Source organism: Capnocytophaga canimorsus (assembly GCF_002302565.1).
In the GTDB taxonomy this organism is placed as follows: Bacteria; Bacteroidota; Bacteroidia; order Flavobacteriales; family Flavobacteriaceae; genus Capnocytophaga; species Capnocytophaga canimorsus.
The window spans coordinates 1,615,908-1,641,832 of sequence record NZ_CP022382.1 but is presented as its reverse complement, the minus strand read 5'-3'; the positions used below and the strand labels follow the sequence as shown (position 1 = coordinate 1,641,832).

General features: G+C 33.5%; 23 protein-coding genes. 11 read left to right on the top strand and 12 right to left on the bottom strand.

The window, feature by feature from the left end; genetic code table 11:
• Positions 1 to 102: 102 nt before the first annotated feature.
• From tsaB to CGC47_RS07235, 3 genes are read right to left on the bottom strand one after another with little or no spacing between them, the layout of a single operon-like run.
• Positions 103 to 774, bottom strand: coding sequence for a tRNA (adenosine(37)-N6)-threonylcarbamoyltransferase complex dimerization subunit type 1 TsaB (gene tsaB / locus CGC47_RS07245; protein ID WP_042001217.1), 672 nt, complete (start codon positions 772 to 774; stop codon positions 103 to 105).
• Between the two features lie 8 nt (positions 775 to 782).
• Complete coding sequence (gene rsmI / locus CGC47_RS07240; RefSeq protein WP_042001192.1) at positions 783 to 1,457, bottom strand: 16S rRNA (cytidine(1402)-2'-O)-methyltransferase; 675 nt, start codon at positions 1,455 to 1,457, stop codon at positions 783 to 785.
• The gene (locus tag CGC47_RS07235; RefSeq protein WP_052456158.1) at positions 1,457 to 2,242 is read right to left on the bottom strand and encodes a hypothetical protein; all 786 of its coding nucleotides are present in this window, start codon (positions 2,240 to 2,242) and stop codon (positions 1,457 to 1,459) included. Before CGC47_RS07235 ends, rsmI begins: the two co-directional genes overlap by 1 nt.
• Positions 2,243 to 2,360: 118 nt before the next feature.
• Between CGC47_RS07235 and CGC47_RS07230 the strand changes: the two genes are divergently transcribed.
• On the top strand, positions 2,361 to 4,025 hold the full coding sequence (locus CGC47_RS07230; protein WP_231552348.1) for an ABC transporter ATP-binding protein: 1,665 nt from the start codon (positions 2,361 to 2,363) through the stop codon (positions 4,023 to 4,025).
• A 71-nt stretch (positions 4,026 to 4,096) separates the two neighbouring features.
• On the opposite strand, the gene CGC47_RS07225 is transcribed toward CGC47_RS07230, so the two are convergent.
• The 5 genes from CGC47_RS07225 to CGC47_RS07205 form a co-directional block, all read right to left on the bottom strand.
• Complete coding sequence (locus CGC47_RS07225) at positions 4,097 to 4,810, bottom strand: 3'-5' exonuclease (protein ID WP_042001198.1); 714 nt, start codon at positions 4,808 to 4,810, stop codon at positions 4,097 to 4,099.
• Positions 4,810 to 5,946: a serine hydrolase domain-containing protein gene (locus CGC47_RS07220; protein ID WP_095900386.1), complete on the bottom strand. Its 1,137-nt coding sequence runs from the start codon at positions 5,944 to 5,946 to the stop codon at positions 4,810 to 4,812. Before CGC47_RS07220 ends, CGC47_RS07225 begins: the two co-directional genes overlap by 1 nt.
• A 20-nt stretch (positions 5,947 to 5,966) precedes the next feature.
• Positions 5,967 to 7,145: a dicarboxylate/amino acid:cation symporter gene (locus CGC47_RS07215; RefSeq protein WP_095900179.1), complete on the bottom strand. Its 1,179-nt coding sequence runs from the start codon at positions 7,143 to 7,145 to the stop codon at positions 5,967 to 5,969.
• Positions 7,146 to 7,459: 314 nt separating this feature from the next.
• Positions 7,460 to 8,911 (bottom strand): SusD/RagB family nutrient-binding outer membrane lipoprotein, encoded by a 1,452-nt coding sequence (locus CGC47_RS07210; protein ID WP_042001201.1) that lies wholly within the window; start codon positions 8,909 to 8,911, stop codon positions 7,460 to 7,462.
• A 12-nt stretch (positions 8,912 to 8,923) separates the two neighbouring features.
• Positions 8,924 to 12,019, bottom strand: a complete 3,096-nt coding sequence (locus CGC47_RS07205) for a SusC/RagA family TonB-linked outer membrane protein (protein WP_157799866.1) — start codon at positions 12,017 to 12,019, stop codon at positions 8,924 to 8,926.
• A 982-nt stretch (positions 12,020 to 13,001) separates the two neighbouring features.
• Between CGC47_RS07205 and rnr the strand changes: the two genes are divergently transcribed.
• Positions 13,002 to 15,224: a ribonuclease R gene (rnr, locus tag CGC47_RS07200; protein WP_041998582.1), complete on the top strand. Its 2,223-nt coding sequence runs from the start codon at positions 13,002 to 13,004 to the stop codon at positions 15,222 to 15,224.
• 451 nt (positions 15,225 to 15,675) lie between these two features.
• Positions 15,676 to 16,374, top strand: a complete 699-nt coding sequence (locus CGC47_RS07190; protein WP_041988338.1) for a LysE family translocator — start codon at positions 15,676 to 15,678, stop codon at positions 16,372 to 16,374.
• Positions 16,375 to 16,424: 50 nt separating this feature from the next.
• Here CGC47_RS07190 and CGC47_RS07185 read toward each other — a convergent pair whose 3' ends face one another.
• From CGC47_RS07185 to CGC47_RS07175, 3 genes are all read right to left on the bottom strand, one after another.
• Entirely contained in the window at positions 16,425 to 16,931 is a 507-nt protein-coding gene (locus CGC47_RS07185; protein WP_013996120.1) for an OmpH family outer membrane protein, read from the bottom strand.
• Between the two features lie 242 nt (positions 16,932 to 17,173).
• A complete protein-coding gene (locus tag CGC47_RS07180; protein WP_095900385.1) occupies positions 17,174 to 18,004 on the bottom strand; it encodes a class I SAM-dependent methyltransferase in 831 nt (276 codons plus the stop codon).
• 373 nt (positions 18,005 to 18,377) lie between these two features.
• Complete coding sequence (locus CGC47_RS07175) at positions 18,378 to 18,899, bottom strand: methylated-DNA--[protein]-cysteine S-methyltransferase (protein ID WP_041998597.1); 522 nt, start codon at positions 18,897 to 18,899, stop codon at positions 18,378 to 18,380.
• Positions 18,900 to 19,028: 129 nt separating this feature from the next.
• Between CGC47_RS07175 and CGC47_RS07170 the strand changes: the two genes are divergently transcribed.
• From CGC47_RS07170 to CGC47_RS07150, 5 genes are all read left to right on the top strand, one after another.
• Positions 19,029 to 20,168: an ATP-binding protein gene (locus CGC47_RS07170; protein WP_095900176.1), complete on the top strand. Its 1,140-nt coding sequence runs from the start codon at positions 19,029 to 19,031 to the stop codon at positions 20,166 to 20,168.
• Positions 20,169 to 20,900 (top strand): metallophosphoesterase family protein, encoded by a 732-nt coding sequence (locus CGC47_RS07165; protein WP_095900175.1) that lies wholly within the window; start codon positions 20,169 to 20,171, stop codon positions 20,898 to 20,900.
• Positions 20,901 to 21,076: 176 nt separating this feature from the next.
• A complete protein-coding gene (locus tag CGC47_RS07160; protein ID WP_041913718.1) occupies positions 21,077 to 21,730 on the top strand; it encodes a metal-dependent transcriptional regulator in 654 nt (217 codons plus the stop codon).
• A gap of 10 nt (positions 21,731 to 21,740) precedes the next feature.
• Positions 21,741 to 22,484 (top strand): DUF3298 and DUF4163 domain-containing protein, encoded by a 744-nt coding sequence (locus tag CGC47_RS07155; protein WP_169922909.1) that lies wholly within the window; start codon positions 21,741 to 21,743, stop codon positions 22,482 to 22,484.
• Positions 22,485 to 22,701: 217 nt separating this feature from the next.
• Positions 22,702 to 23,058, top strand: a complete 357-nt coding sequence (locus CGC47_RS07150; RefSeq protein ID WP_042000772.1) for an arsenate reductase family protein — start codon at positions 22,702 to 22,704, stop codon at positions 23,056 to 23,058.
• Here CGC47_RS07150 and CGC47_RS07145 read toward each other — a convergent pair.
• A complete protein-coding gene (locus tag CGC47_RS07145) occupies positions 23,053 to 24,033 on the bottom strand; it encodes a LuxE/PaaK family acyltransferase (protein ID WP_042000876.1) in 981 nt (326 codons plus the stop codon). The genes CGC47_RS07150 and CGC47_RS07145 overlap by 6 nt on opposite strands.
• A 470-nt stretch (positions 24,034 to 24,503) precedes the next feature.
• Here CGC47_RS07145 and CGC47_RS07135 point away from each other — a divergent pair, with 470 nt between their 5' ends.
• From CGC47_RS07135 to CGC47_RS07125, 3 genes are read left to right on the top strand one after another with little or no spacing between them, the layout of a single operon-like run.
• Positions 24,504 to 25,205: a hypothetical protein gene (locus CGC47_RS07135; protein WP_042000777.1), complete on the top strand. Its 702-nt coding sequence runs from the start codon at positions 24,504 to 24,506 to the stop codon at positions 25,203 to 25,205.
• A gap of 1 nt (position 25,206) precedes the next feature.
• On the top strand, positions 25,207 to 25,572 hold the full coding sequence (locus CGC47_RS07130) for a hypothetical protein (RefSeq protein WP_013998495.1): 366 nt from the start codon (positions 25,207 to 25,209) through the stop codon (positions 25,570 to 25,572).
• 27 nt (positions 25,573 to 25,599) lie between these two features.
• Entirely contained in the window at positions 25,600 to 25,902 is a 303-nt protein-coding gene (locus tag CGC47_RS07125; RefSeq protein ID WP_013998494.1) for a hypothetical protein, read from the top strand.
• Positions 25,903 to 25,925 lie beyond the last annotated feature (23 nt).

Below are 25,925 nucleotides of genomic sequence, written 5' to 3'. Positions count from 1 at the left end.
ATTTACGGATAAAATCATTATATGCTAAAAATTTTAACATTTTTGCTATCTAATTTTTATTATTCAGCACTAAATCACTGAATAACAAATTTTTAAAATGTGTTAAGAATTACCACTCTTAGCAGCTGTAGTATGGAATGGTTTGAGGTAATCAGGCTCAAAATAGGCAATATCTTCAAAGGCTTGATTTTTAAATTTCTCAAAAGCCAAAGCACACATATCCGAAGCCTTTGGAAAAGCATCGGATATAAAAATTGCATTAGGATGTTGACAAATTTTGGAGAACTTTTCAGCTCCATCACCCAAAAAAACTACCTTGCCTTGTTCCAACCAATGTTGATAGCTATCGGCTTGAAGAATTACTGCCTTAGTGGGCTCTTGCTGTAAATGCTGCTGATTAAAAACCGCGCTATACACTTCCATTCGGCGAGCGTCAAGCATCGGGATAATGATGCAACTATCAACCTGTTTTGCCAAAATTTGTAATGTAGGAAGTACAATAAGCGGTTTTCTTTTAGCAAAACAAAGCCCCTTAGCTGCCGAAACTCCTATACGTAAACCGGTGTACGAACCCGGTCCACCACTTACAGCTATGGCATCAAGGGTATCAAAAGTAATATTTGCCTCTTTAAGAGCTTGTTCAATAAAAATGTGTAATTTTTCGGAATGTGTAAATTGCCCTATATTTTCACCTTTTTCCACAAAAGAAATTCCATTTTTAGCAATTGCTACCGAACAACTTACCCCTGAGGTTTCTATACAAAGTAAATAAATATCTTTCATTATGCGTTTCGTTTGCCTTCAACAATCATTACTATTTCGCCTTTTACAGGTTTGTTTTGATAATATTGTAACAAACTTTGGAGCGTTGCGCGTTGGGTTTCTTCGTGTAATTTAGTGATTTCTCGAGAGATACTCGCATTTCGCTCAGCACCAAAAATTTCTATGAACTCCGAAATGGTTTTGAGTAGCTTATGTGGCGATACGTAAAAAATCATTGTTTTTTGTTCCTCAACAAGGCTTTTTAGGCGGGTTTGTCTTCCTTTTTTGTCGGGTAAAAATCCTTCAAAAACAAAGCGATCATTAGGCAAAGCACTATTTACCAAAGCAGGAACAAAAGCTGTGGCACCTGGTAAACATTCCACAGAAACCCCTGCCTGAACACAAGCACGTACTAACAAAAATCCGGGATCGGAAATTGCAGGAGTACCTGCATCGGTAATCAGAGCCACTACCTGTCCTGCCTGAATGCGCTTTACAAATCCCTCAACGATTTTATGCTCATTATGCATATGATAGCTTTGCATTGGGGTATCAATCTGATAATGTTTTAAGAGCTTTCCACTGGTACGGGTATCTTCGGCCAAAATAAGATCAGCTTCTTTCAAAACACGAAGCGCCCGAAGGGTGATATCCTCTAAATTACCAATAGGAGTAGGAACAAGATACAGCTTCATTACACATCAAATCGTTTCATTACCAAAGTAAGAAAACGCTCTTCATATTCTTCCTTACCTTTCCAATAATTGTAAATAGGTTTGACCTCTTGCTCCAAATAGATGGCAACTTCGGCAATGCTTTCCTTTTCTTCAATGGCTTTTAGCACTTTATTGTACTCGCTTTCACTACCTAAAAACAGATATTTAATGAAAGCCAAACGATTATTCAAATCAATGGCGTTAGACTTGCCCAAGTGATCATTAAGCGATTTTTGCTTAGGCTCAACCACCTCTTGTTTGAGTTCAAAACCTGGGTGCTCCACCACATCAGAAAAAACAGTGGTTACATCAGGATTTTTCTGTACTAATTCAACCTCTTTTTGTGGTTCTTGAATTGTGGTTTGTTGAATGGGTTGTTGCTCAAAAGTTTCTTCACTGACGAAAGCCTCCATTTCGGTAAAGGGTTCCTCTAAATAATCGGGTGTGTGTTTATCTTTATGGATCACTTCATCGACAAACTCGGAGGTTTTTCCTAAGGAGTATTGTATTCTGTTTTCGGAAGAACCATTATGCCTGTAAAACTGCTCGACGAAATTTAAAATGGTTACTTTTTCGCTAAGCAAATTTACTTGTTGTTGAAGGGTCTTCAAATCCCAATTATCTTGACTTTCAATAATTTGATTTGCTATAGTGATAATTTCTTTGCCTAAAAGTTTTTTCATATTGCTCCAAAATTGTATGGTTAAATACACAAAATCCGTACGAACCCCAAATATACAACCAAATGCTGAAAATGTAATCATATTTTGCAATATTTTAGAATTTCAGCGTCAAAATGCTGTCTTTAAATCGTGTTTCTGGTATAAATATCATCTTTTTTTTTGTAGTTTTGTATTGGGTTATTTTAAAGGCAAAACTCAAGTGAAACCACTACTTTCAATTCAAAATTTATCTGTTTCTTTCGGAAAAAATGAAATACTTCACGGTATATCATTTGATATTTGTCCGAATGAAATTGTAGGTATTGTAGGAGAATCAGGAAGTGGAAAGTCAATTACCTCACTGGCTTTGATGCGTTTGTTACCAAAAAATGCATCGGTTGGTGGAGCTATTCATTTTCAAGAAAGAGAGATACTCTCCATTACTGACCAAAAAGAACTACGAAAAATTCGTGGAAACCAAATCGCTATGATTTTTCAAGAGCCGATGAGTAGCTTAAATCCGTCTTTAAAATGCGGTTATCAAATTGGTGAAGTACTAAAAAGCCATACCCAATTCTCTAAAAAAGCCATCAAAACCGAAGTGCTTTCTTTACTAAAAAAAGTGAAATTTCCTGAGCCAGAGCGCATTTACGAAAGTTATCCGCATCAAATTTCAGGCGGACAAAAACAACGCGTGATGATTGCAATGGCAATTGCCTGTGAACCCAAATTACTCATTGCCGATGAACCCACTACCGCACTCGATGCTACCATACAACAAGAAATTCTATCCCTTTTAAAAGAATTACAACAAGAAAATCAAATGGCTATTCTTTTAATCAGCCACGATTTGAATGTGGTTGGGCAAGTAGCCGATAAAGTTCTGGTGATGCACCAAGGCAATATCATTGAAAGCGGAACCACTGAACAAATTTTTTCTTCACCACAACAGACTTATACCAAAGCTTTATTAGCCGCTAAACCCAATTTGAAAAACCGCCCCAAAAGGTTACCTACCCTTTCGGATTTTCAGCTTGGAAATCCACAACAAATTTTAGAAACGCGTGAAGAACGATTTCTAAGACACACCCAATTGTATGCAAAACCTCCGCTATTGCGTATTGAAAACTTGGAAAAAACATATTTTTCCCAATCCTCATTTTTTGGAAAAACAACAGAATTTAAAGCCATTAACGGAATTTCTTTAGATATTTTTGAGGGCGAAACCTTAGGCTTGGTGGGCGAAAGCGGTTGCGGAAAAACCACTTTAGGAAAAACCATTTTACAACTGGAAAAAGCTGAAAAAGGACAGATTTTTTATCGTGGGAAAGATATTACCTCACTTAAAGGAAATCAGTTAAAAAAATTACGTAAAGATATACAAATCATCTTTCAAGACCCATACTCCTCTTTAAATCCAAAAATGAAAGTAGGTCAAGCCATTATGGAGCCTATGGAAGTACATCAGTTGTATGACAATAGCAAAAACAGAAAAGAAAAAGCATTAGAACTTTTTGAAAAAGTGGGATTAGATGCTTCCCATTTTGAACGATATCCGCACCAATTTTCGGGAGGACAACGCCAACGCATCGGCATTGCCAGAGCCATTGCTCTATCACCAAAAATCATTATTTGTGACGAATCGGTATCTGCCTTAGATATCTCTCTCCAAGCGCAAATTATCAATCTTTTAAATGAACTTAAAGAAAAACAAGGGTTTACCTATCTTTTCATCTCACACGATTTGGCAGTGGTAAAACACATCAGCGACCGTATTGCAGTTATGCAAAAAGGCATCATTGAAGAACTCAACGAAGCCGATGCCCTATACCAAAATCCGCAATCAGCATATACACAGAAACTTATACGTTCCTTTGAGGTTTAGTTTTGTATTTGCTCGTTTAAGTCGATAACTCTCAAAATATTGATATTTTTATGTTGGAAATTTTTAATTGATCAAACAAATAATATTTCATCTTCACTCAGTAGTGTCTCACCTCGAAATCTCAAAAAAATTTGAGCTACGGTAACAGTGTCCTTCTCACAATAGGTAATAATACGATCGATATCTTTTTCTTGATAGAACACATCACGAACTTGGCTGCCGTCAATGTCATCTTTTGGAGAAGGAATTCCTAAAACATTTGCCAATAATTTGAGCGAAGTAAAGTGCTTAAAATCACCAAATTTCCAAAGTTCTAATGTGTCAAGATGTGGCACTTCCCAAGGTTTTTTGCCAAACATTTGTAACTTGTAAGGAATTTTCATATTATTGATAATGAGCCGTCTGGCAATGTATGGAAAATCAAATTCTTTACCATTATGTGCACAAAGCAATTTGTTTGGGTAAGAAAAATGGTTTTCAATAAGTGCGGTAAAATCTGCTAAAATCTGCTTTTCTTCCCCAAAAAAAGAGGTTACCCTAAGGGTACGTTGCTGATTTCTGAAAGAAAAATAACCTACCGAAATGCAAATAATTTTTCCAAATTCTGCCCATATTCCTGCTTTTTGATAAAAATCTTCCGCCGAAATTTCACCTTTACGCATATATTCGGTTTTATCTTCCCAAAGTAACTGACTTTCAGTAGTAAGTGAAGAAAAATTTTCAGCTATTGGTACGGTTTCGATATCCAAAAACAAGATGTCCTCCAAATTGATTTTTGTAAGCATCAGTTCATCAGTTTGTAGGTTTCATCAATATATCCATAAATATCCGCTCCGAAGATGTTTTGGGAATCATCTGCATCCAAATGCCCTAAACGCACAATAATTACATTATTTTTAGGGTCAACAATCACATACTGACCCAAATGCCCTCGCATCATAAAAAAAGATTTGTTTTTGTAGTTGAGTAGCCACATTCCGTAGCCATACTGAGGACTGTCAGAAAATCGGGGTTGAATGGATTTTGCCACATATGCCGAATCAAGTAATTGTTTGCCGTGCCATTGTCCGAAATCTTTGTAAAGTTTGCCCAATCGAGCAAAATCACGCGCATTGGAAGCAATACAACAATATGCCTTTTCTGTGCCTTCTTTGCCATCTAACTGCCAAAGAGCATCATATTCACAGCCCAAAGGTTCCCAAAGTGATTGAGACAAATATTCGGATAAAGTTTTGCCAGTAGCTTTCTCAATAACCATTGCTAAAAGCTGGGTATTACCGCTTTTATACTCGTATTTTTTCCCTGGGGGGTCAGTCACTTTAAGATTTAATATTATCTCTTGCAAAGGCGCGTCAAAATAAGCCTTGGTGGTAATGGAAAAAGGATTGTAATAATCCTCATTCCAGTCCAAACCAGAAGCCATAGAAGCCAAATCGCCAACGGTAAGTTTGGCAGCTAATCCTTTTGAAAATTCGGGGAAAAAATCACCAACGGGTTGTTGTAAATCTTTGATGTACCCATCAGTAATGGCTTTACCCAACAATGCCGAAACATAAGTTTTCGCCATTGAAAAAGAATTACTCAACGATTTTTGGGTATATCCTTCAAAATATTGTTCGTGCCAAATACTATCATTTTTAATAACTAAAAAAGCTACCGTTTTGTACTTTTGGTGCAGTACTTCTAAAGATTTAGGTATTGGGGCTTGATTGTATTGCGTATGTAAAGCCCAAGGTTCAGTATAGCTTCCTTTTCGGATAACTCGATTATCAAAGCGCTGATAATCTGATAAAAATGCCGTTTTATGCCCTGAACCGTAAATGATACGCATCGCTTTGAAAATATAGCCATACCCCATAGCATACATTCCTCCTACAACAAAAAGCAATAGTAACAAAGCACCTATGACAAATTTTTTTATCTGTTTCATCATACGAAAATCTAATTATGCATTGTCCTTTTTTTGTAAATTTTATCAATTATCAAAGCAATGGCACCATCACCCGTAACGTTACAAGCCGTTCCGAAGCTATCCATAGCAATATAAAGGGTAATCATCAAAGCGACCTGCTGTTGGTCGAATCCTAAAATGGTTTGTAAAACCCCAACGGCAGCCATTATCGCACCTCCTGGAACCCCTGGAGCCGCCACCATAACAATACCCAACATCAGTATAAACCCTACAATAAGTTCAAAATCATAAGGAATTTGTTGAATAATCATTAGGGCAATGGCACAAGCTACTATCTTCATAATGCTTCCTGCCAAATGAATGGTAGCACAAAGCGGTACCACAAAACCTGCAATATCAGGAGAAACTCCGTTAGCTTGTACTTGTTTGAGCGTAACGGGAATAGTCGCTGCCGATGATTGTGTTCCTAAAGCCGTGAAATAAGCAGGCATCATCGTGAGCAATGCCTTAAACGGATTTCTCTTTGCTATAGCCGCTGCTACCAAATACTGAATAAGCAGTAAAACGATATGCATCAGAAAAATAATTCCGACAATTTTCAGAAATACGGATAAGATGGTATATACCTTACCATTAAAAGTCATCTGCGAAAATATTCCTAAAATAAAAATAGGCAAAAGCGGAACAATTACCCTTTCAATTACCTTAATAATAATCTCTTGAAAATCCTTAACTACTTGTACCAAAATAGCCTCTTTTTTAAAGGAAAGTCCCAAACCTATCATAAATGCCAAAACTAAGGCAGCCATTACATCAATAACTGGCGGAATAGGAACCGTAAAAAACGGAAGTAATTCAGGGTAAGTGGTATTATTTTCGGTTATGCCCTCTGTATGCTGTATTAAATCTGGAAAAATAGCATCGCTAACCCAATACGTTGCAAATCCAGAAAAAAAAGTAGAAGTATAGGTAATACCAATTGTGATGAGCAACAATTTACCAGCATTTTTACCCAAATCGGCAATGGCGGGCATAATCAGCCCCATAATGATTAATGGTATGGAAAAGGAAAGAAACTGACTAAAAAGCCCATTAAACGTAGCAAAAATACGATTGAACCACTCGGGGAAAAACTGCCCAAACAATATCCCCAACAAAATAGCAATAATTACTTTGAATAGCAGATTCGAAAAAATTTTTTGGAGCATTTTGTGTTGTTTTAAAGTTGAGATAGAACAAAGGTAATGTTTTTTCAAATACGAATAATCAAGAATGGAATCAATGGTACAAAATAATTCAATTTTAACAAAAAATTAAGTGCTTAAACTAATTAAAGTAATTCAAGCTGTTTATAAACTCCTTGCCGAAATAATACCATATTGTAAGACCTCAAGAGTATAACAGGTTCAACAAATTTACATTCATAGGTTTATAAAAACAACGAAGCTATCCTTTTCGGACAGCTTCGTCTAATTTTTATAAAAACCTAAACATCAATACCTAGTATTCTTTATTAGTTTTTTTATAAATCAAACCACTGACTATCCCATAATTTGGGAGATGTTTTAGGAGCTTTTTGATTTCCATTCAATTCATCTTTAGGATATTCCCAACGTCTCATAATCTCACCATTAGGTACTGGAGCATCAGCTGGTGTTTGAAGGTTAGGGATTTCTTGACCCTTTGTTCCACTTCTTCTTTGTTGTACCCAAGCCTCTAAAGATCTCTCAAATAAATCAACATATTGTTGTTCTCTTAAAACCTTTAATACATTGGAAGAAGTTGTTAAGTTCAATTCTGGTTGTTCCACAAAAGTTTTAATTTTTGCGTCATCTACTTGATAATATTTTAAAGATTGACGCAATCCTTTCTCAAAATAATTCTGAGCTTGTGCATTGTCTTGTGCTACACCTAAACCTCTAGCATACGCTTCGGCTATCAATAAGTTAATTTCTTGGCTACTTAATACCAAATCGGATCGTTCTGGACTAAGAATTGTCTTTTCACTTACAAAAGCATATTTCTTGTTAGGCGCTGTTAGTGTACCAACTGGAGCTCCCCAAAATTCTCCGTTACCTTCTTCTCCAATAACAAAGTATTTCTCCAAACGAGGGTCGTTATAAGGTTTCATAAGCCCATCAATAACTACATCACTTCCGTAAAACCAAGTATTTTTTCCTCCGTTATATTTTTCCAAAAGTCTATATTTCGGATTTTTGTGTCCCGAAGTATTATAATATGGGAACGCTACATTAGAGGAAGGTTCTGTAGCTAATTGTATTGGGTCGGCAACCAAACTTCCGATTAATGCTGCTTTTGAAGGGTCTTTATCTACCATTAAAAAAGCAATTTTCAGTTTTAAGCTATTCGCATATTGCTTCCATTTGTTCATATCCCCAGAGAAGAATAAATCCTCAGTAGTGATTTTTTCACTAGTTGCGTCCACTAAATTAGTAGCTTCAGTTAATAAATCAATCAATTGATTAAGCACCTCTTGTTGTGAATCAAACTTTGGAGAATTTTCTTCTGTCCAAGCCTCTGAATAAGGGATATCTCCATAAATAACTGTTGCCTCATACATTAGGTGGGCGAGTACAATTTTAGCTTGTGCCACAGTATTATTACTCCCTTTATTTTTGGCAAGTTTTATAGCGTCAACAAGGTTTGCTCCTGACGTTGCATAATACATCTTCCAAGTATTTCCTAAAGAGTATGGAGAAATATCGTATCTATCAGCATCATGTCCCCACTCGTCATCAACAGAGTACAATTGTGCACCAATGGAAAGTGGTAATCCACTATCTCCTCCAGTTCTATTTCCGCTCCAAGAAGTAATTGCATATCCAAAAAGGTAGCGAGGTTCTACTTCTGTTGCAGCATTTGGATTTTTATTAACATCTAACCAATCAGAAGAACATCCTCCTAATAGGAATGCCCCTAAAAATCCACCTATTATATATTTTTTTAGTCTCATTTCGTATTCAATTTAAAAATTAACTTTACAACTTACTCCAAAAGTTCTTGTCAAAGGAATGCTGTTAAACTCTACTCCACCTCCTGTTGTACCAGGTCCGAAGAAGTTTAACTCTGGGTCTACGTGAGGTACATTATCTATAATATTCCATAAGTTACGTCCTTCTATTCCAACCATAACTCCTTTAATAAAGGAATTCTCGGGAAGGTATTTTTTAGGCATGTTCCATACTAAACTCACCTCTCTTAGTTTCATATACGAAGCATCATAAACATTTCCTTCTGTATTACTTGTACTGCTGATATGCCCCCAGTAAGTTTGCATATTTTTCACAGGGGTTGCATTAGGTTTGTATCCACCGCCAGCAACTGGATTTACTCCTGTATCGACAAATGTTTCTCCTCTATGTGCTAATGTTTCTTGAACCAAACCAGTTGATCGGAGTGAAGCGGCTGTTCCTGAAAACATTTTACCTCCTTGTTTCCAATCAATTACAGCAGATAAAGTGAAATCTTTGATACGGAATGAATTATTAATACCCAAACGGAAATCAGGATCTATATTACCTAAATTCTTTCCTGTTTCCACTTCTCTTAAACCTGTTTTTTCATTTATAATAATTTCTCCATTATCATTACGTTTCCAAGCAGTTCCAAAAATACTTAAAGGTTCTCCTGGTGCAGCTTTGATTTGTAAACCAGACCAACCACTCGTTACACTATACTCTTTAAGATTACCATCCAATTCAATTATCGTATTTTTGTTTTGGCTGAAATTGAAAGTCGTATTCCATTCAAAATCTTGTGTTTTTATAGGAATTATTCCCAATTGAATCTCAAATCCTTCGTTACGAACTTTCCCTGCGTTAATTTTTTTAGCAAAGAACCCAGTAGATAGAGGTACATCAATAGATATGATTTGATCATCAGTATCAATACGATATACTGTGGCATCAATATTTACTCGGTTATTAAATAATCTCAAGTCTAAACCTGCTTCGTAACTTACTTGATTTTGAGGTTTAAGATTTTTGTTAGGTAGTGTTCTTGGAATTGAAAATGCACTAACTCCTTTATGAGGAAATTCCCCTCCTGCTCCATATTGAGAGAACCAAGTAGATTGAGCTGCATACTCATACTCTAGCAAATAAGGATCTTCATCACTACCAACGTTTGCCCAATTCAGACGAACTTTACCAAAATTCAACCAATTTAAATGCAGGTTTTTAGTAAATACATAACTAAAACTCACTGACGGATAAAAATAACTATTATGCTCTACTGGTAAAGTACTTGACCAGTCATTACGCCCTGTTAAAGTCAAGAAAAATGTATCGTCATAATCTGCACTAATCTCACCATATACCCCATGAATTCTTTTTATAGAGTAATAATTTGTAGGAACATTTGCTTTCGCATTGGCATACGTCAACAAATCAGGAACAATCAATTCAGAAGCTGTATTTCCTTTTCGAGAATATTCTCTTTGGAACACATTATATCCCAGGATAGTATTTAAACCAAATTTATTTCCTAACTTGAAATTTCCCATAGCAATCAAGTCATTATTCAATATACGGGTTCTATAAACCTGATCAGAAAATTTACCTTTTATCTCACCAATAGTTCCTACTGACCATAAAGTATTTCGTTCTTCAATACTTGTATCAATTCCTGATTGGTTTTTAATTGTAAGCCAACTCAATGGTTTTGCTTGAAAAGAAACGGATCCTAAAAATCTTTCATTGTCACTTCCTATTTTATTGTTTTCTAGCACATAATAAGGAATATTTGTTTTTCCAGCACCATCCCAAGAATTAGGTTTTCCTTGTTCATTGTATACATTTTTTCTTAGAAAATCAATATCTGTAGTTCTTGGCATACCCAAAATGCTTCCAATAATAACATTCGGATCATTAGAGCCTTGTGCAGAAAGACCATTTCTTAAACCACGTGTATAAGTACCTGTGATACGGCTATCTAACCACTGATTTAATTTGCGCCCTACATTGAAGGTTAAATCGTTTTTCTTGTAAGAACTGAATGGCATAACACCATTTTGTAAGGTTAAAGTATATCCAAATCGATAATCACTTTTTTCATCACCTCCATTTAAATCAAAACTATGTATTTGGGTAGTTCCTGTATTAAAAAAGTTTTTCACATTATCAGGATATGCTTGTAAAGTTACATCTTGACCTAAAAAGTTTTTCACAGTTTGACCATTTATTTTTTCTCCCCAACCATTAAAGCTAGTCACTGAATATCTTCCGTCAAGACCTTGTGAATATTCATTTTGGTAATCTGGTAGTTTAGCAACTCTATCCATACGGATACTTGTGTTGTACACCAAATTCATTTTTCCTTGTTTTCCTCTTTTAGTTGTAATAATGATAGCACCATTTTTGGCACGAGCTCCATACAAAGCGGTTGCAGCAGCACCTTTAAGTATATCCATTGATTCCACATCTAAAGAGTTAATATCGGCAGCAGCATTTCCATAATCAACAGCCCCTTGAATACCATTAGACAAATAAGTATTGTTAATAGGCATACCATCAACTACAAACAAAGGTTGGTTATCTCCACTTAATGAAGATGCCCCACGTATTACGATTTTAGAAGAACCTCCTACACTTCCTGATTGTTGAGTAATATTGATACCCGCAGCCTTTCCAGCTAAACTATTAACCAAGTTAGGATCTTTGGTTTTTACAATATCTTCTCCACCAATTTTGGAAACCGCGTAACCCAAAGATTTTTCACTACGAGATATCCCCATAGCTCCAGTAACCACAACTTCTCCCAATTGATGAGTATCCTCCTCCATTACCACGTTTATGGTATTGGAATTCCCTACGGTTTTCTCTACATTTTTCATTCCTAAATAAGAGAAAACCAGAATTTTTCCTGGAGCTACTTGTAGTGAGTAATTCCCGTCAAAATCTGTTTCTGTGCCTCGCTGCTCTCCTTTAATTTGAACAGCTACTCCTGGTAATTCTACACCAGAGGCATCCTTTACTGTACCTTTCACCGTTTTTTCTTGTGCAAAGGACAGTTGCAATGCTGTAAAGAACAACATTACCATCCAAGTTAATTTTAATCTCATAGTTATTCTTTTTGAATTAGTCTCGAGGCAAATATTTATCATTTTTTTTGAAAAAACAAATACCTTCTGTTTTAAATAAACTTTTTATCAAAAAAACATTTCAGTTATTCATTATATTTAAAAAACAATTGAGTTAAAAAATTGAATAATAATAATAAATTTATACATAAAAATTATTTTTTAAAAAATAATAAATAAATTCATTGAAATATTATTTCATGTGTTAAATTTTGTATTCATTAATAAATGGGCTGAAAAAATGAACAATTCTATATTTTTATATTCATTTTTCGAAAGCAGAATGCAACTATAATTAGATAATTTTACAAACTTTATTTTATGAATTTATGATTGAATATAAATTTTTTATCTATCTAAGTATTCAATAAAGATACATGTACTAACTTATTAGTCACTGCTTAGAGTTATCAACAATATTGTTAGCTATTTTTTATAAGATTCTGATATTAAAATGTTTATTTTTTTTCTGGAAAAGTTAATAATTTACGATGTAAAATTTCGATAGATTATTTGTCACTGTAAAAAATTTGTACATACAAGGCTTACTACTTACAAAACAAATTTATTTTTATAAAAATATCACTGATTTTTTGAACAGTTATTAACAATCCTATTTTTGAAAGTTATCTTCAAATAGAAAGAAAAATCATTTATTAACATTACTAATAACATTTATATAATAACTGATTTCTAATATATTAAAGCTATAAAGAATGTTTAAAACTGTTGATAAATTGTGAATAACAATATTTCCAAATTTTTTAATTTCATTTTTTCTATACAATTAACAGCCTATAATAATCATCATTTTATTTTTAAATTTTTAAATTCTATTTTTATTATAAATTCAATTGTGGAAAAATTTTAAAAACGTTTTTTTAAAAATATATGTGTACAAAAATTTGTTTTTAACTTATTTATTGTACATTGTACGCTCTTTAAATAATAAAGCAAAAAATATATGGCAAAAAAATCTAAGAAAACAGCTAAAGCTAAAAAACACGACCTTACCAAAGGCATCTTTTCTGTATTGGAAACCAATCAGAATGAGAGTTTTAACTACAAACAAATTGCTGCAAAATTGAACATTACCGATGCCTCCGGACGTAATCTACTCATAAAAAGATTGGTACAACTCAAAGAAAAAAAGAAAATCCTTGAAGTTGAACGCGGAAAATACAAAGCCATTCCAAGTCAGAATTACTATACAGGAACGGTAGATATTACCTCTCGAGGAAATGCCTATGTTATTGTAGATGAGTTAGAAACAGATGTGTTTGTTCCTTCCAATATGCTCAACAAAGCTCTTCACGGGGATTTGGTGGAAGTTTATATTTTTCCTCGATTCCGAAAAGGAAATAAATTAGAAGGCGAGGTTACAAAAATTATCGAGCGTAAAAAAATGCGCTTTGTGGGCGTGGTGCAAATGCAGAAAAATTTTGCTTTCGTCTTGCCAACCGACCACCGAATGTACACCGATATTTTCGTATCGAAAAATGACATTAACGGAGCTGAAAACGGCGATAAAGTCATCGTTCGTATCGAAAAATGGGAAGGAAAATCCAATTCGCCTTTCGGAGTGATTGAGCAAATTCTTGGAAAACCCGGTGAACAATCCACTGAAATGCATTCCATTTTGGCAGAATATGGTTTGCCTTACGAGTTTCCGCACGAAGTGGAAGCCTTTGCAAAACAATTGGACACCTCCATCACCGCTGAGGAAATTGCCAAACGCCGTGATATGCGTAACGTGCTGACTTTCACTATTGATCCGAAAGATGCCAAAGATTTCGACGATGCGCTTTCGTTCCAAATTTTGGAAAACGGAAATTACGAAATTGGCGTACACATTGCCGACGTGTCGCATTATGTCCAAGAAGGAACTATTTTAGATGAAGAAGCCTACAATCGAGCCACTTCCGTGTATTTGGTGGATAGGGTAGTGCCGATGCTCCCCGAAGTGCTTTCTAATTTTGCGTGTTCGTTGCGTCCGAATGAAGAAAAGTACACATTTTCAGCGGTTTTTGAGATGAATAAAAAGGCAGAAATCCTAAATACGTGGTTCGGACGAACCGTAACGCTTTCCGACCATCGTTTTGCGTATGAGGAAGCTCAAGAAATCATTGAAAATTTTGCAGGAGTAGGAGAGAAGCAAGAAAAAGTAGAACTATCTGATTTTCAAATGCCTTCTGAAATTTCAATTCGTAAAGAAGGAAGTTATTCTGTTCCAAAAGATGTAGTTCAAGCCATTTTACTTATGGACGATTTGGCTAAAAAACTGCGTACCAAACGAATGCGATTAGGAGCGATTTCTTTTGACAAAATTGAAGTAAAATTCCATTTAGATGAAAACGATAATCCAACGCACGTATATTTCAAAGAAAGCAAAGATGCCAACAAACTCATTGAAGAATTTATGCTTTTGGCAAACCGAAAAGTAGCTGAATTCATAGCCAAGCAGAAGAAAACTTTTGTGTATCGTATTCACGATGAGCCTGATGACGAAAAATTGATGCAGCTCAATGGTGTGATTTCTCGTTTCGGTTATGGCATCAATATGAAGGACAGAAAGAGTATTACACATTCGTTGAATTCTCTTTTGGAAGAAGTAAAAGGCAAAAAAGAACAGAATTTGGTGGATACACTTGCTATTCGTTCTATGGCAAAAGCCTCATATTCAACGGAAAATATTGGTCATTATGGCTTGGCATTTGATTTTTATACGCATTTTACTTCGCCTATTCGTCGTTATCCTGATGTGATGGTACATCGGCTATTGCAGAAATATTTGGATAATCAACCTTCTGAAAAACAGGAAGTTTATGAAACGAAATGCAAACATTCTTCACAGATGGAAAATTTGGCTTCGTCTGCCGAGCGTGATTCTATCAAATATATGCAAGTGAAATTTATGGAAAATCATAAAAATCAGCATTTTAAAGGAGTCATTTCAGGAGTTACCGAATGGGGTATTTATGTTGAAATTGTGGAAAACAAGTGTGAAGGTTTGGTCAGAGCTCGAGATATCAAAGACGATTATTATATTTTCGATGAGAAGCAATACGCTTTGGTAGGAGAGGTAACTAAAAATATGTATCAGCTTGGTGATGAAGTAGTTGTTCGCGTAAAAAATACGGACTTACTCAAAAAACAACTAGATTTTGAGTTGATGGGAACAAATTAGAAAAATTGATTAATAAAATTATTTTAAGGGATATATAAAATATTATTGCAAATGAATTCTTGTATTAAAAGATAATTTAAAAATTTTGTTATTTTGACTTTTTTATATATTTGTTTTTGATAGCTATAACTAAACTATTTCTGCTATGGAGACAAAAAATCAGTTGATAAAAAAGAAATTTGGATTGTTTTTTTTAATATTCTGTTTGGTTACTTTCTTGATATGGCTTATTTTTCCAGACCAATTGGTTGGGAATATCTATGTTTTAATGGCATATTTAGTAGCAAATTTAATTTTTTTTATATTTTGCATAGATATAAAAAGCGTTCAAATAAAGTAAAATAATTGTAATGAAGTAGGGGAGAGGTCAAAAACTTCTTCCTTATTTTTTTGATTTTTTTTGATTTTTCTTTATTTTTGTTAGCTCACTTTTATTTCATTGATTATAACTATGTTACACGATATATTAGTTGCTTTGCCTTTGGGTTTAATATTAGCTTTTACCATTGGTCCGGTTTTCTTTGTTTTATTGGAAACGGCTATTACTAAGGGTTTTCGTATGGCAATGGTTTTTGATTTTGGAGTTATTCTAGCCGATATTCTCTTTATTTTGATTGCTTATTTTACTACCAGTAATTTATTAGAAAAGATAAAGGACGATCCACGTTTGTTTATGTTTGGAGGTATTATAATGATTTTTTATGGCTTGTTTTCCTTTATTAAAGAGAAAAAGGATTTTAATAAGCAACGAAAAATCAAGGAACAAGGTAGCGAGATTTGTCTTCAAGTAAAGAAGAATTACTTTTCCACATTTGTAAAAGGATTTTTACTTAATTTTATAAATATCGGGGTTTTAGGTTTTTGGTTAGGAATTATTATTGTTTTTGCTCCAAGGTTGGATATGGATACTTATCGCATATCTGTTTTCTTTTCTGCGATTATTCTTAGCTATTTTTTGGTAGATTGTTTGAAGATGTTTTTAGCTAAACAACTTAAAAATAAGCTGACTGCTTTCCATATTCATAAAATAAAACGCATTATAAGTATTGTTTTGTTGGTTTTCGGAGTGTTGCTATTTCTTCAAGGAATTTTCCCAGAAAGTAAGGAAACTATTGGTGAACAATTGAATAAATTTGAAATTTTCAATTAAAATAGGTATAAAAAAAGCAGTTTTTAAAAACTGCTTTTTTTATGAATTTGTTATTTTTTGTAAGATTCGTTCATAGCTTTGATAACTTCAGCGGTGATGTCTTTCTTTTCATCGCCGTAAAGTACACTTCCTCCATCGTTAGCACCAAGTATAAAAGTATATTTTTTCTCTTTTCCGTAATTTTTTACAAACTTTTTTACCTTGTTTACTAAACTATCCATTTGGGTTTGGCTTTCCATTTTAATGCTTTCTTCTTCTTGCATCAAATGTTGTTGTAGCATTTGACTTTTTTGAATAAGTTCATTATACTTTTTTTGTGCTACGTTTTGAGCCAGATTTCTGGATTGTGCATCGAAGGCTTGTGCTTCACTTTGAAATGCTTTTGAAATACTATCTCTTTTTTTCTCGTAAGCACTGATTTTTTCTTTTAGTTTTTCTTCAATGTCTTTTTTCTCTTGATATTCGTTTAGTAGTTTGGTATTGTCAATGTAGGCAATTTTTTCCTGACAAGCCGTCAAAGTAAAGATGGCAATTCCTCCGATTAAAATTTTTTTCATTTCTAAATTTCTTAAATATTGATTCGATTACAAAAATAGAAAAGTTTTTACACGAAATGAAATTATCATAGTGAAATTCATTTTTCTTTTACAAATACTATTTTATGGATTTTTTCTATGATATTTTTAAAAATATAAATTTTATCTATAAAAATCGACCTTCAGAAATGGCTTAAATTTTGATTTTTAAAAATTTTCCGTATAAAGTTATATTTCTACTCGAGATAATCAAAAAAATAGACTTAAAAATAATTTTTCACTTTTTGAAGGACGTAAATATGTGATGAAAACTCTTTTTTTCGCATTCCATAGAGGTTTGAACGCATTCCGTTTACAAATCCTTTGATGAAATTCTTTTTTCCAGTTTTATATTGTTCGGAAAGTATCGATACGTAAAAAGCGTCGAAAAGCATCGGTTTGATTTCTAAAAGTTGAAATCCTTTTGAGGTAAAAATTTTCTGTATGCTTGTTTTTGAAAAATGCCATAAATGACGAGGAACATCATACGCTGCCCAAAATTGTTTATAATGCTGGGCGTCCCACGATTTGTAATTGGGCACGGCTACAATCAAGATTCCGTCTTCTTTTAAGAGTGAATTTATTTTTTGAATTTCGTTTTCTAAGTCGGGAATGTGTTCCAGTACGTGCCAGAGGGTAATTACGTCAAATGATTTTTCTTTTAAATCATCGTAATTCTCAAGCAAACGGATTTGTTTTTTTTTGGCTAATTGTCTTGCTTTTTCATTAGGTTCAATACCTGTGGCTTCCCAATGCATTTGTTTTTTGCAACTCAAAACGAAATCACCAGTTCCTGCACCGATATCTAGTAATTGAATTTTTTGCTTTTTGTACTTAGAAATGATATGTATTTTACTTTTTAAATTGATGTTTTTTACCGCTTGATAAACCTTATCGAACAGCGTTTTTTTACTATCGGTGTGTGAAATATATACATCACTTTCGTAGTATTTACTTAAGTTTTGGGGTAGGGAGGTGGTTTGATATAAATCAAGTTCGGGCTGATAAATGAGTTCAAAAATTTCTTGACTAATACTGTAATCTTTAACCATTATTTTATGCATAAATATCAGATTTTTAATATTTTAGTTATTATTTTACTAATGTTTCACGTGGAACATTGGGAGGTAATGTAAAAAGTATGATATCTTTAAAAATAGGGTATTCTTGTTAGGTTGAGCGTAGTCGAATCCCGGTAACCAAAACCGTTATCATACTTTTTATAATACGACCGAACATTGTTATGATTATATTATTTTTATTGTAAAAATATTTTTTAAATATTAAATAAAGTTGAATTAAACTTGTTTTATTGTTTTTTATGTTCCACGTGGAACAAATTATACTTCGATTCATATAAAAATGATTTTTATATTGTTGTTTTAAAATCTTCTTTAAAATGTTTCACGTGGAACCTTAAATGAAAATTTAAAATAGTTTGGTTTGATAGTTTATTGTATTTTGTTCTAATTCGAGTAATTTTTTCTTTCGCCAAATTCCTCCGGCGTAGCCTATCAAGTTTCCGTCACTGCCAATAACGCGATGGCAAGGAATGATAATCGAAATTTTATTCTTTCCGTTAGCCGAAGCAATGGCACGTATTGCTTTATTATCTCCGTATTTTTGGGCTTGTTTTTTGTAACTAATGGTTTTTCCGTACGGAATTTGTTGTAGTATCCTCCATACTTTCTGCTGAAAAGGGGTTCCTGTAAGGTCTAAAGGAATCGAAAATTGTTTTAGATTGCCATCGAAATAATTTCTGATTTCTGTTTCTAAAAGTATAGTTAATGGATTTTCAGTAAAAACAATTTCTTTATTTAATGAAGTAATGTCTTTTTGAAATGTTTTCTTATCCGTATATTCTAAAAAGCATAATCCGTTTTGGGTGAAAATGCCCATCATTTCACCTAAAGGAGTTTGGATATATTTTGCGATAAGTTTATTTTCCATTGGTTTATACCAGGTTTTAGTTTTTACAAAAGTATGGAAATATATTTTAATGAAATGTTTTTAAAAAGCTTTTACTTTTTAGTTCGATAAAATTGATTATTTTTGGAGGCGTAATGTCAAATATGTGTTATGATAAATAAACGTTTACTGATAAAAAATTTGTTGGGGCATAGTGACGAAAATAGTTTTTATGACCGTAAACGTTTTATTGACTTATCTTCAACGGAAGGAAAAGCTAAATTTTTAAAGCTTGTTTGTGCATTGGCAAATTCCAATCCTAAAAATTCAGCTTTTATTGTGATAGGAGTTGAAGATGATTCACGAAAAATTGTAGGAGTTGATTTTTTTGATGATAGTCGCATACAAAATTTAGTAAATGCGTTTTTAGATAATGCGCCCAATATCGCTTATGAAAATATTATTTTTCCTGAGCTTCCTGAAAATAAGGTAGTGGGTTTGGTAACGGTATTGTCTTCTGGTAAAATATGTTCTTTGCATAAAGGTATTTGGAAGTATCCTGCGGGTATGATTTTTTATCGTGAAGGAAGTAATAGTAAACCCAAAAAAGAAAAATCAAAGCCTAATTTAACTAATGCAACCATTGTTGCTGAGATAGAAAAAAAATCAAAAAATAATATCAAACATAGCCTTGACGGAGTTATTGATTTTATCTATCATAGACATAAAGATTTACAAGCAAATTATTTGGTCTATGAAGAGCAATTTATTTTGTGTTGGGCAGGAAAATCTAAAATTTCCAAAGATAAAACCTATTACACACGTGTGGATATTGAACTGATCAATGAGCAAGTTCGTTTGTTTTTTTCGGCCTTAGATGAAGTTGAAATCAGTTATACTGAAAATAGTTTTAGTATTGTTGAATATATACAACTGGGTATAAACGCAAATCAAAAGTATTATCCGTTGGAAACCACTGATATTTATTTTTTTAATAACGGAAGTTACAAAATAGAACAAAAACTAATTTTTCAGCCACCTGTTTTTGAATCTTCCGTCATTGAAGGCGTCTGGCAAGTCAGTTCAATACTTTTTGATAAAATAGAAAATGAAATGACTTTAAGTGAAAAAGAAAAAGAGCAACTTAAAAGTTTACCATTTGTAGCTTTACTTTGTTATTTAAATGGGGTAGGGGAGGCAAAACAACGTATGGAAAACATACGTCCACTACTTAAAACTATAGATGTTGAGGCTTATATTTCGCTTAAAGAATCTCTTCGAATATTAAGAAAAATAAAATACAATTCATAAATGAGAACCCTTGTTATAGGAGATATTCACGGTGCTTACAAAGCACTTGTTCAGGTATTAGAAAGAGCAAAAATTCAAAAAGATGATTTTCTTATTTTTTTAGGGGATTATGCCGATGGTTGGAGTCAAACCCCCGAAGTGATTCGTTTTTTGATAAATTTGAAATCTACCAATAAGTGTTTGTTCATCAAAGGAAATCACGATGCACTTTGTTTGCAATTTTTGAAAGGAAAACCGATGAGTGATTTATGGTATTTTCACGGAGGAGATGCCACAGAAAAAGCTTATGCTGAAGTTTCTGATACTGAAAAAGAAGTACATATTTCTTTTTTGGAATCCTTGGAAACCTATCATTTAGATCCTCAAAATAGGCTTTTTGTTCACGCCGGATTTACCAATTTAAGAGGAGTTGTTTTTGAGTATTTTCCAGAGATGTTTTATTGGGACAGAACCCTTTGGGAATTAGCCTTGTCTCTTCCTAAGGAAATTGAAAAAAATGACCCATATTATCCAGCACGTCTTAAACTTTATTCTGAAATTTTCATTGGTCATACCCCCACTACGCGTTTTGGAAGTACCGAGCCTATGAATGCTTTTGGTGTTTGGAATGTTGATACGGGTTGTGCTTTCAAGGGTAAAATTACAGTGATGGATATTCAAACTAAACAATTTTGGCAAAGTGACCCCGTTTGGCAATGCTACCCTGATGAGCAGGGTAGAAACAAATCTTAATCTGTTTTTTTTTTAGATACTATTTTTTATAAAATTATGATTTTCAGTTTTTTGATATTTATTTTGGAATCAAAACGGAAATCTTTAAATTTTGTTTGTTAAGTTCGTTTTTTGGAAATACCTTTGCTTTTTCAGTATTTTAGCACACACAAACTAAATTTTTAATTCTTATGCAAATGACGTTTTCGGAAGAAAATTATTTGAAAACAATTTTTCACCTTTCTAATGAAGGCGGAGAAACTGTCAGTACCAATGCCATTGCCGATGCTATGCAGACTAAAGCATCGTCAGTAACCGATATGATTAAGAAACTTTCCGAAAAAAAATTGGTCGATTATAAGCGTTATCAAGGAGTTTTACTAACCAAAAAAGGAACTGAAAAGGCAGTTTCTATTGTTCGAAAGCATCGTTTGTGGGAGGTATTTTTGGTCGAAAAATTAGGTTTTTCGTGGGATGAAGTTCACGAAATTGCCGAGGAATTGGAACATATTCATTCCGAAAAACTCATCGAACGCCTCGATGCTTTTTTAGGTTTCCCTGAAACAGACCCCCACGGCGACCCCATTCCTAACAAAGAAGGAATCATTGAAAAAACGCCTAAAATATTACTTAGTGATTTGGAAATCAATAATAAAGCTGTCTTTGTAGGAGTTAAAAATACTTCCAAAGATTTTTTGATTTATCTCAATAAAATTTCTATTGCTTTGGGCGATGAATTTTCAGTGATTGATAAAGAAAAGTTTGACCATTCAATGACTATTTCTCTTGCAGGGAAAATGGTAATACTCTCATCGGTGGTGAGCCGAAATATTTATGTTCAAAAAATATAAACAACTGTATATGAAAAAAATAACATTACTTTTTGGAGCTTTTCTTTTATTTTCGTGTTCCGATAAGATTTCCTTTACGGAAAAAGTCGTTCAAAAATCAGCTTCCGATTGTGAGAATTGTGGAACGGTTTATTTGACGTATTTGCAATGTGAAAAGCCTTTACAATTTGCCGAAAATTTTAATAAAACCATTCAAAATCGGATTGTTGATTTTGTAGAAATGGATTCCAAAGAAAAACCAAGTGAAATTTCTGGTGAGGCTGCCATAGCCCAAAGTTTGGATAATTTTATGAAAGAATATGCTGATTTACAGCAACATTTTCCTGAAATTGCAGCTTATGAACTCATTTTAACCGATAGTATTGTATATCAAAATAAAAAGATGGTGTCATTAGTTTCTAAAACTTATTCTTTTTTGGGGGGTGCACACGGCTATGAAACCACTACCTACCTCAATTTTGATGCTAAAAACGGAAAAGTAATTCACAATGATTCCTTGTTTTCTGATGTTGAAAAAGTGAAGGAAATTGCTGAAAAACAGTTTAAATCAGAATTTGAAATCGATGATAAAACTGCACTGAGCCAAAACGGATTTTGGTTTGACGATAATACTTTTCATTTACCGCAAAACATCGGTATTTCTGACAAAAGCCTGATACTTCATTACAATCCGTACGAAATTGCTTCGTATGCTGATGGTGCTGTGGTAATTGAAATTCCAATGCAGCAGATTAAACCTTTCTTTCGTTATTAGGCTTTTTAGATTAGATGTTCCACGTGGAAAATGAGTATCAATTCGAGCTAATGAATACTCTTTTAGTTATTTGGTAATTATAAAATGCTTTAGCCTTGGATTTTTATCCTTTTCTTCAAGAAATGTGGATTTTGTAGTTGAATATTAGTTTGAACCCTTGTTACTTGGATTTTTATCCTTTAAAATTTATCCTTTGTAAAACCATAATTCATTAAAAATGAATAAAATATATTATTTAGGAAGTTGTTCTACTTGTCAGCGTATTTTAAAAGAATTACAGCCCAGTTCTAATTTTGAAATTCAGGATATAAAACACAATCCGATTACTGAAAGTGAACTTGATTTTCTTAAAGAAAAGGCAGGAAGTTATGAAAAATTGTTTAGCAAGCGTGCCCAACTTTACAAGCAACGTAATTTGAAAGAGCAATCGCTCACCGAATCCGATTATAAAAATTTGATTTTGGAGCATTACACGTTTCTAAACCGACCAGTTATGGTCATTGATAATGAGGTTTTTGTGGGAAATGCTGCCAAAACCGTAGCATCAGCAAAGTTGGCTATGGAGAGGTTATAAAACCATTAGGTTACAACCCCTAATATCGGCGTGGTCAAATCGTCCTAAAATCTCGAAGCTACCATCTTGAAAGGCTCTGCCCAAGTCTTGTGTGGCAATAAAGCTACACGAGTGTACGTTTGCCAAATCAATGATATTCACGCCTCCGCTTTTACCAAAGGGTTGATAGGATAAGGGGTCGTTTACATCTCGAATTAAAATTTGCATCCAAGGTACGCTTCGGAAAATTCCGTTGCCTGAGGAATAGGCTTGTGAGAGTAGCTCTGTCATTCCGTACTCGGAGTGAATGCTTTCCGTTCCAAAGCCTTGTTTTAAGATATGATGTAAATCTTCTCTAATCAATTCTTTTCTTCTGCCTTTCATTCCGCCAGTTTCCATAACTATGGTATTTTTTAACGAAAAGTTGTATTTTTCTACCAAATCCAGCAGAGCAAATGAAACGCCAATCAGAATGGTTTTTTGTTCTGTTTCTTCTAAGAAATGGAGTTTCTCTGCCAATTGGTCAAGATTGTGTAAAAAAAAGCCACTTTGAGTGTTTTTTGAGCGCTTTATTAAGTCGTCAACCATATAAGTTAAGGAAGAGCCCGTACGTTCCAAATAAGCAGGGAGAAGTGCTAAAAAAGCATAATTGGTTTCATTTGCGTAAAAGTGCCGAAATCCTTGCCGAAAACTTTTTTCATAGATGGAAATATCTTTAACGTAATGCTTTGAGGTGTTACTCCCTGTGGTTCCGCTACTGGTAAATATTTTTGAACTTTTTTGTGTTCCGCTGATTATGGTTTTGGTTTTGAAAAACTCTATGGGCAGAAAAGGAATTTCGTTTACCGAATTTACCTGTTCGGGATTTCGGTTTAAGTAATTGCAAAACGATTGATATACAGGGTTATATTTGTATTGATATCTAAAAATAGCTAAGGCTACATTTTGAAAATCTTCCGAAGTTTTTATGGAAAAAATACGCTCAGTCAAAACCATTATAAAATCAAAATTTCTTGGAGCAAAGGTACGGATTTTCTGCAAGAAAATGTTTTTATCTGTTTTAGGTGTATCTATGGTAAAAAAAATTACAATTGGTGCTTGAATGTACCACTCAAAAAAAATACAAAATAAATTGTAAAAATTTAAAAAAATTATCATCTTTGCTAAACCAAAAGAAAAACTTATACGATAGAAGAAAATACTTAAATCATATTGCGTTTGCTAACGAACCTGTAAGTGAAAAGTCCAAAAATTTCAATGTACAACAGGGAGGTTTAAGCATAACGCTCACGTTGAATGCGTGGGCTTTTGCTTTGCTTTGTTGTACAGGGCTTGGACTCCCTCACTTACAAGTAAATGCAGAGGTCCACTTTTTTTGTGGTAATCTCTTGTTTATCTAAACATTTTGATAATAGTAAACGCAAAAGAATTATGCTTTATTATTAACCATCTTAAAATAAACCAAAATGTTTAGTAAATTAAAAAATTTAGCTTCTTCTATTTCTGAAAATGTTTCAGAATCATTATCCAAATCAAAAGAAAATATTACTTCTGTTTCAAAATCAGCTTTTGAAAGTACTTCTTCTGTATTAAAAGTAACAAAGGATTCTGTTATTTCCGTTTCAGATTCAGCTTTTGAAACTACTTGTCAAACATTCAAAAATACAAAAGAAACACTTGCTTCGGCTTCAAGTTCAGCACTTGAAGGTAGTGCAGAAATTTTGAGTAAAGGAAAAAATTTGGCATTGACTCAAATTGCTGATGCCGATGCTGAGGCTGTCGCAGATATGATTGATATTGCTACTTCTGCAATTCCTTTTATGCGTGTTTTAGATGTTACTGACAAATTTGGAATTACCAATAAAAATGTACTTATTGAAAGAGGAATCAAAGGAATACAAGAGATAGCCAAAAAACAATTAGAAACTTCTAAGCTACCTAATAGCTCTCAAAATTTACTTGCCATAGGGCAGGGACAATCTCCTCCAATGAAATTATACAGCCAACAATTGGAGCAACTTATTGAATTTGCCTTGTTGGATAACGTACTCACCGAACAAGAAAGGCAAGTTTTGTTCCAAAAAGCTGCTTCTGAAGGAGTTGATTTGGCTGAATTTGAAATGATATTACAAGCAAAATTATTAGAAAGAAAACAAAAATCAGAATAATATGAAATTATTTAACAAAATTGTGGATACTTTCACTTCAACAGAATTTGAGGTAGAAAGTTCAATGAAAGTTACAGAACTTACGAAACAATTTAAAGATAAATTTGGTCTTTCATTGCGTGTTTATAAAGGGAAAAAACTCGCCAGTGATGGTAGAATGACACTAAAAACTTTAGACGAAAGAACCACCCAAACCTCAGTAAATTTTAATTCTGATAAGCTAAGAATAAAGGCTACTCAAAAAGTGGGTGAAGTAGAAAAAATGTTTTTAGAACACCTCGGAATTGTAGTCCAAATTGCAGATATTGAAAATAAAAATCTTGTTAATGATACTTTTACTTTGGGCGATGCACGAAGACAAAAATAATTGTTTAATAATTAAAAATTTAAAAAAATGGCAGATTTTACTATCTCAGGAAAAATGAAAGTGAAAACTTTGAAAGCAAATTTCAAAAGTGAATTTGGTTCTACCTTACGTGTGTATAACGGACAAAAATTTGCAGATGACGAAGCTACATTGGCTTCCATCAGGAGAAGTGATGCCAAAGGAGGCGATGTAAAAATTAACGGAAAAATGTTGGTGGGTAATTTTGAAAAAAAGATTTTAGAAGAATTTGGTATTAAAGTACAAGTAGCTACGCCAGATGATTCAAAACTTTCAGAAGATTCAATCACATTAACAGCTTCTGGAAAGTAATTTTTCAATGCGGATTGCTTCTT

Excerpts from the sequence above, each read along its gene's own strand:
- CGC47_RS07165 (WP_095900175.1), top strand. The coding sequence starts at position 20,169 with ATGAGAACCCTTGTTATAGGAGATATTCACGGTGCTTACAAAGCACTT.
- CGC47_RS07170 (WP_095900176.1), top strand. The coding sequence starts at position 19,029 with ATGATAAATAAACGTTTACTGATAAAAAATTTGTTGGGGCATAGTGAC.
- CGC47_RS07215 (WP_095900179.1), bottom strand. The coding sequence starts at position 7,145 with ATGCTCCAAAAAATTTTTTCGAATCTGCTATTCAAAGTAATTATTGCT.
- CGC47_RS07155 (WP_169922909.1), top strand. The coding sequence starts at position 21,741 with ATGAAAAAAATAACATTACTTTTTGGAGCTTTTCTTTTATTTTCGTGT.
- CGC47_RS07210 (WP_042001201.1), bottom strand. The coding sequence starts at position 8,911 with ATGAGACTAAAAAAATATATAATAGGTGGATTTTTAGGGGCATTCCTA.
- CGC47_RS07235 (WP_052456158.1), bottom strand. The coding sequence starts at position 2,242 with ATGATTACATTTTCAGCATTTGGTTGTATATTTGGGGTTCGTACGGAT.
- CGC47_RS07145 (WP_042000876.1), bottom strand. The coding sequence starts at position 24,033 with ATGGTTTTGACTGAGCGTATTTTTTCCATAAAAACTTCGGAAGATTTT.
- CGC47_RS07150 (WP_042000772.1), top strand. The coding sequence starts at position 22,702 with ATGAATAAAATATATTATTTAGGAAGTTGTTCTACTTGTCAGCGTATT.
- CGC47_RS07190 (WP_041988338.1), top strand. The coding sequence starts at position 15,676 with ATGTTACACGATATATTAGTTGCTTTGCCTTTGGGTTTAATATTAGCT.
- CGC47_RS07205 (WP_157799866.1), bottom strand. The coding sequence starts at position 12,019 with ATGAGATTAAAATTAACTTGGATGGTAATGTTGTTCTTTACAGCATTG.
- CGC47_RS07135 (WP_042000777.1), top strand. The coding sequence starts at position 24,504 with ATGTTTAGTAAATTAAAAAATTTAGCTTCTTCTATTTCTGAAAATGTT.
- CGC47_RS07185 (WP_013996120.1), bottom strand. The coding sequence starts at position 16,931 with ATGAAAAAAATTTTAATCGGAGGAATTGCCATCTTTACTTTGACGGCT.
- rnr (WP_041998582.1), top strand. The coding sequence starts at position 13,002 with ATGGCAAAAAAATCTAAGAAAACAGCTAAAGCTAAAAAACACGACCTT.
- CGC47_RS07175 (WP_041998597.1), bottom strand. The coding sequence starts at position 18,899 with ATGGAAAATAAACTTATCGCAAAATATATCCAAACTCCTTTAGGTGAA.
- CGC47_RS07225 (WP_042001198.1), bottom strand. The coding sequence starts at position 4,810 with ATGCTTACAAAAATCAATTTGGAGGACATCTTGTTTTTGGATATCGAA.
- rsmI (WP_042001192.1), bottom strand. The coding sequence starts at position 1,457 with ATGAAGCTGTATCTTGTTCCTACTCCTATTGGTAATTTAGAGGATATC.
- CGC47_RS07130 (WP_013998495.1), top strand. The coding sequence starts at position 25,207 with ATGAAATTATTTAACAAAATTGTGGATACTTTCACTTCAACAGAATTT.
- CGC47_RS07125 (WP_013998494.1), top strand. The coding sequence starts at position 25,600 with ATGGCAGATTTTACTATCTCAGGAAAAATGAAAGTGAAAACTTTGAAA.
- CGC47_RS07160 (WP_041913718.1), top strand. The coding sequence starts at position 21,077 with ATGACGTTTTCGGAAGAAAATTATTTGAAAACAATTTTTCACCTTTCT.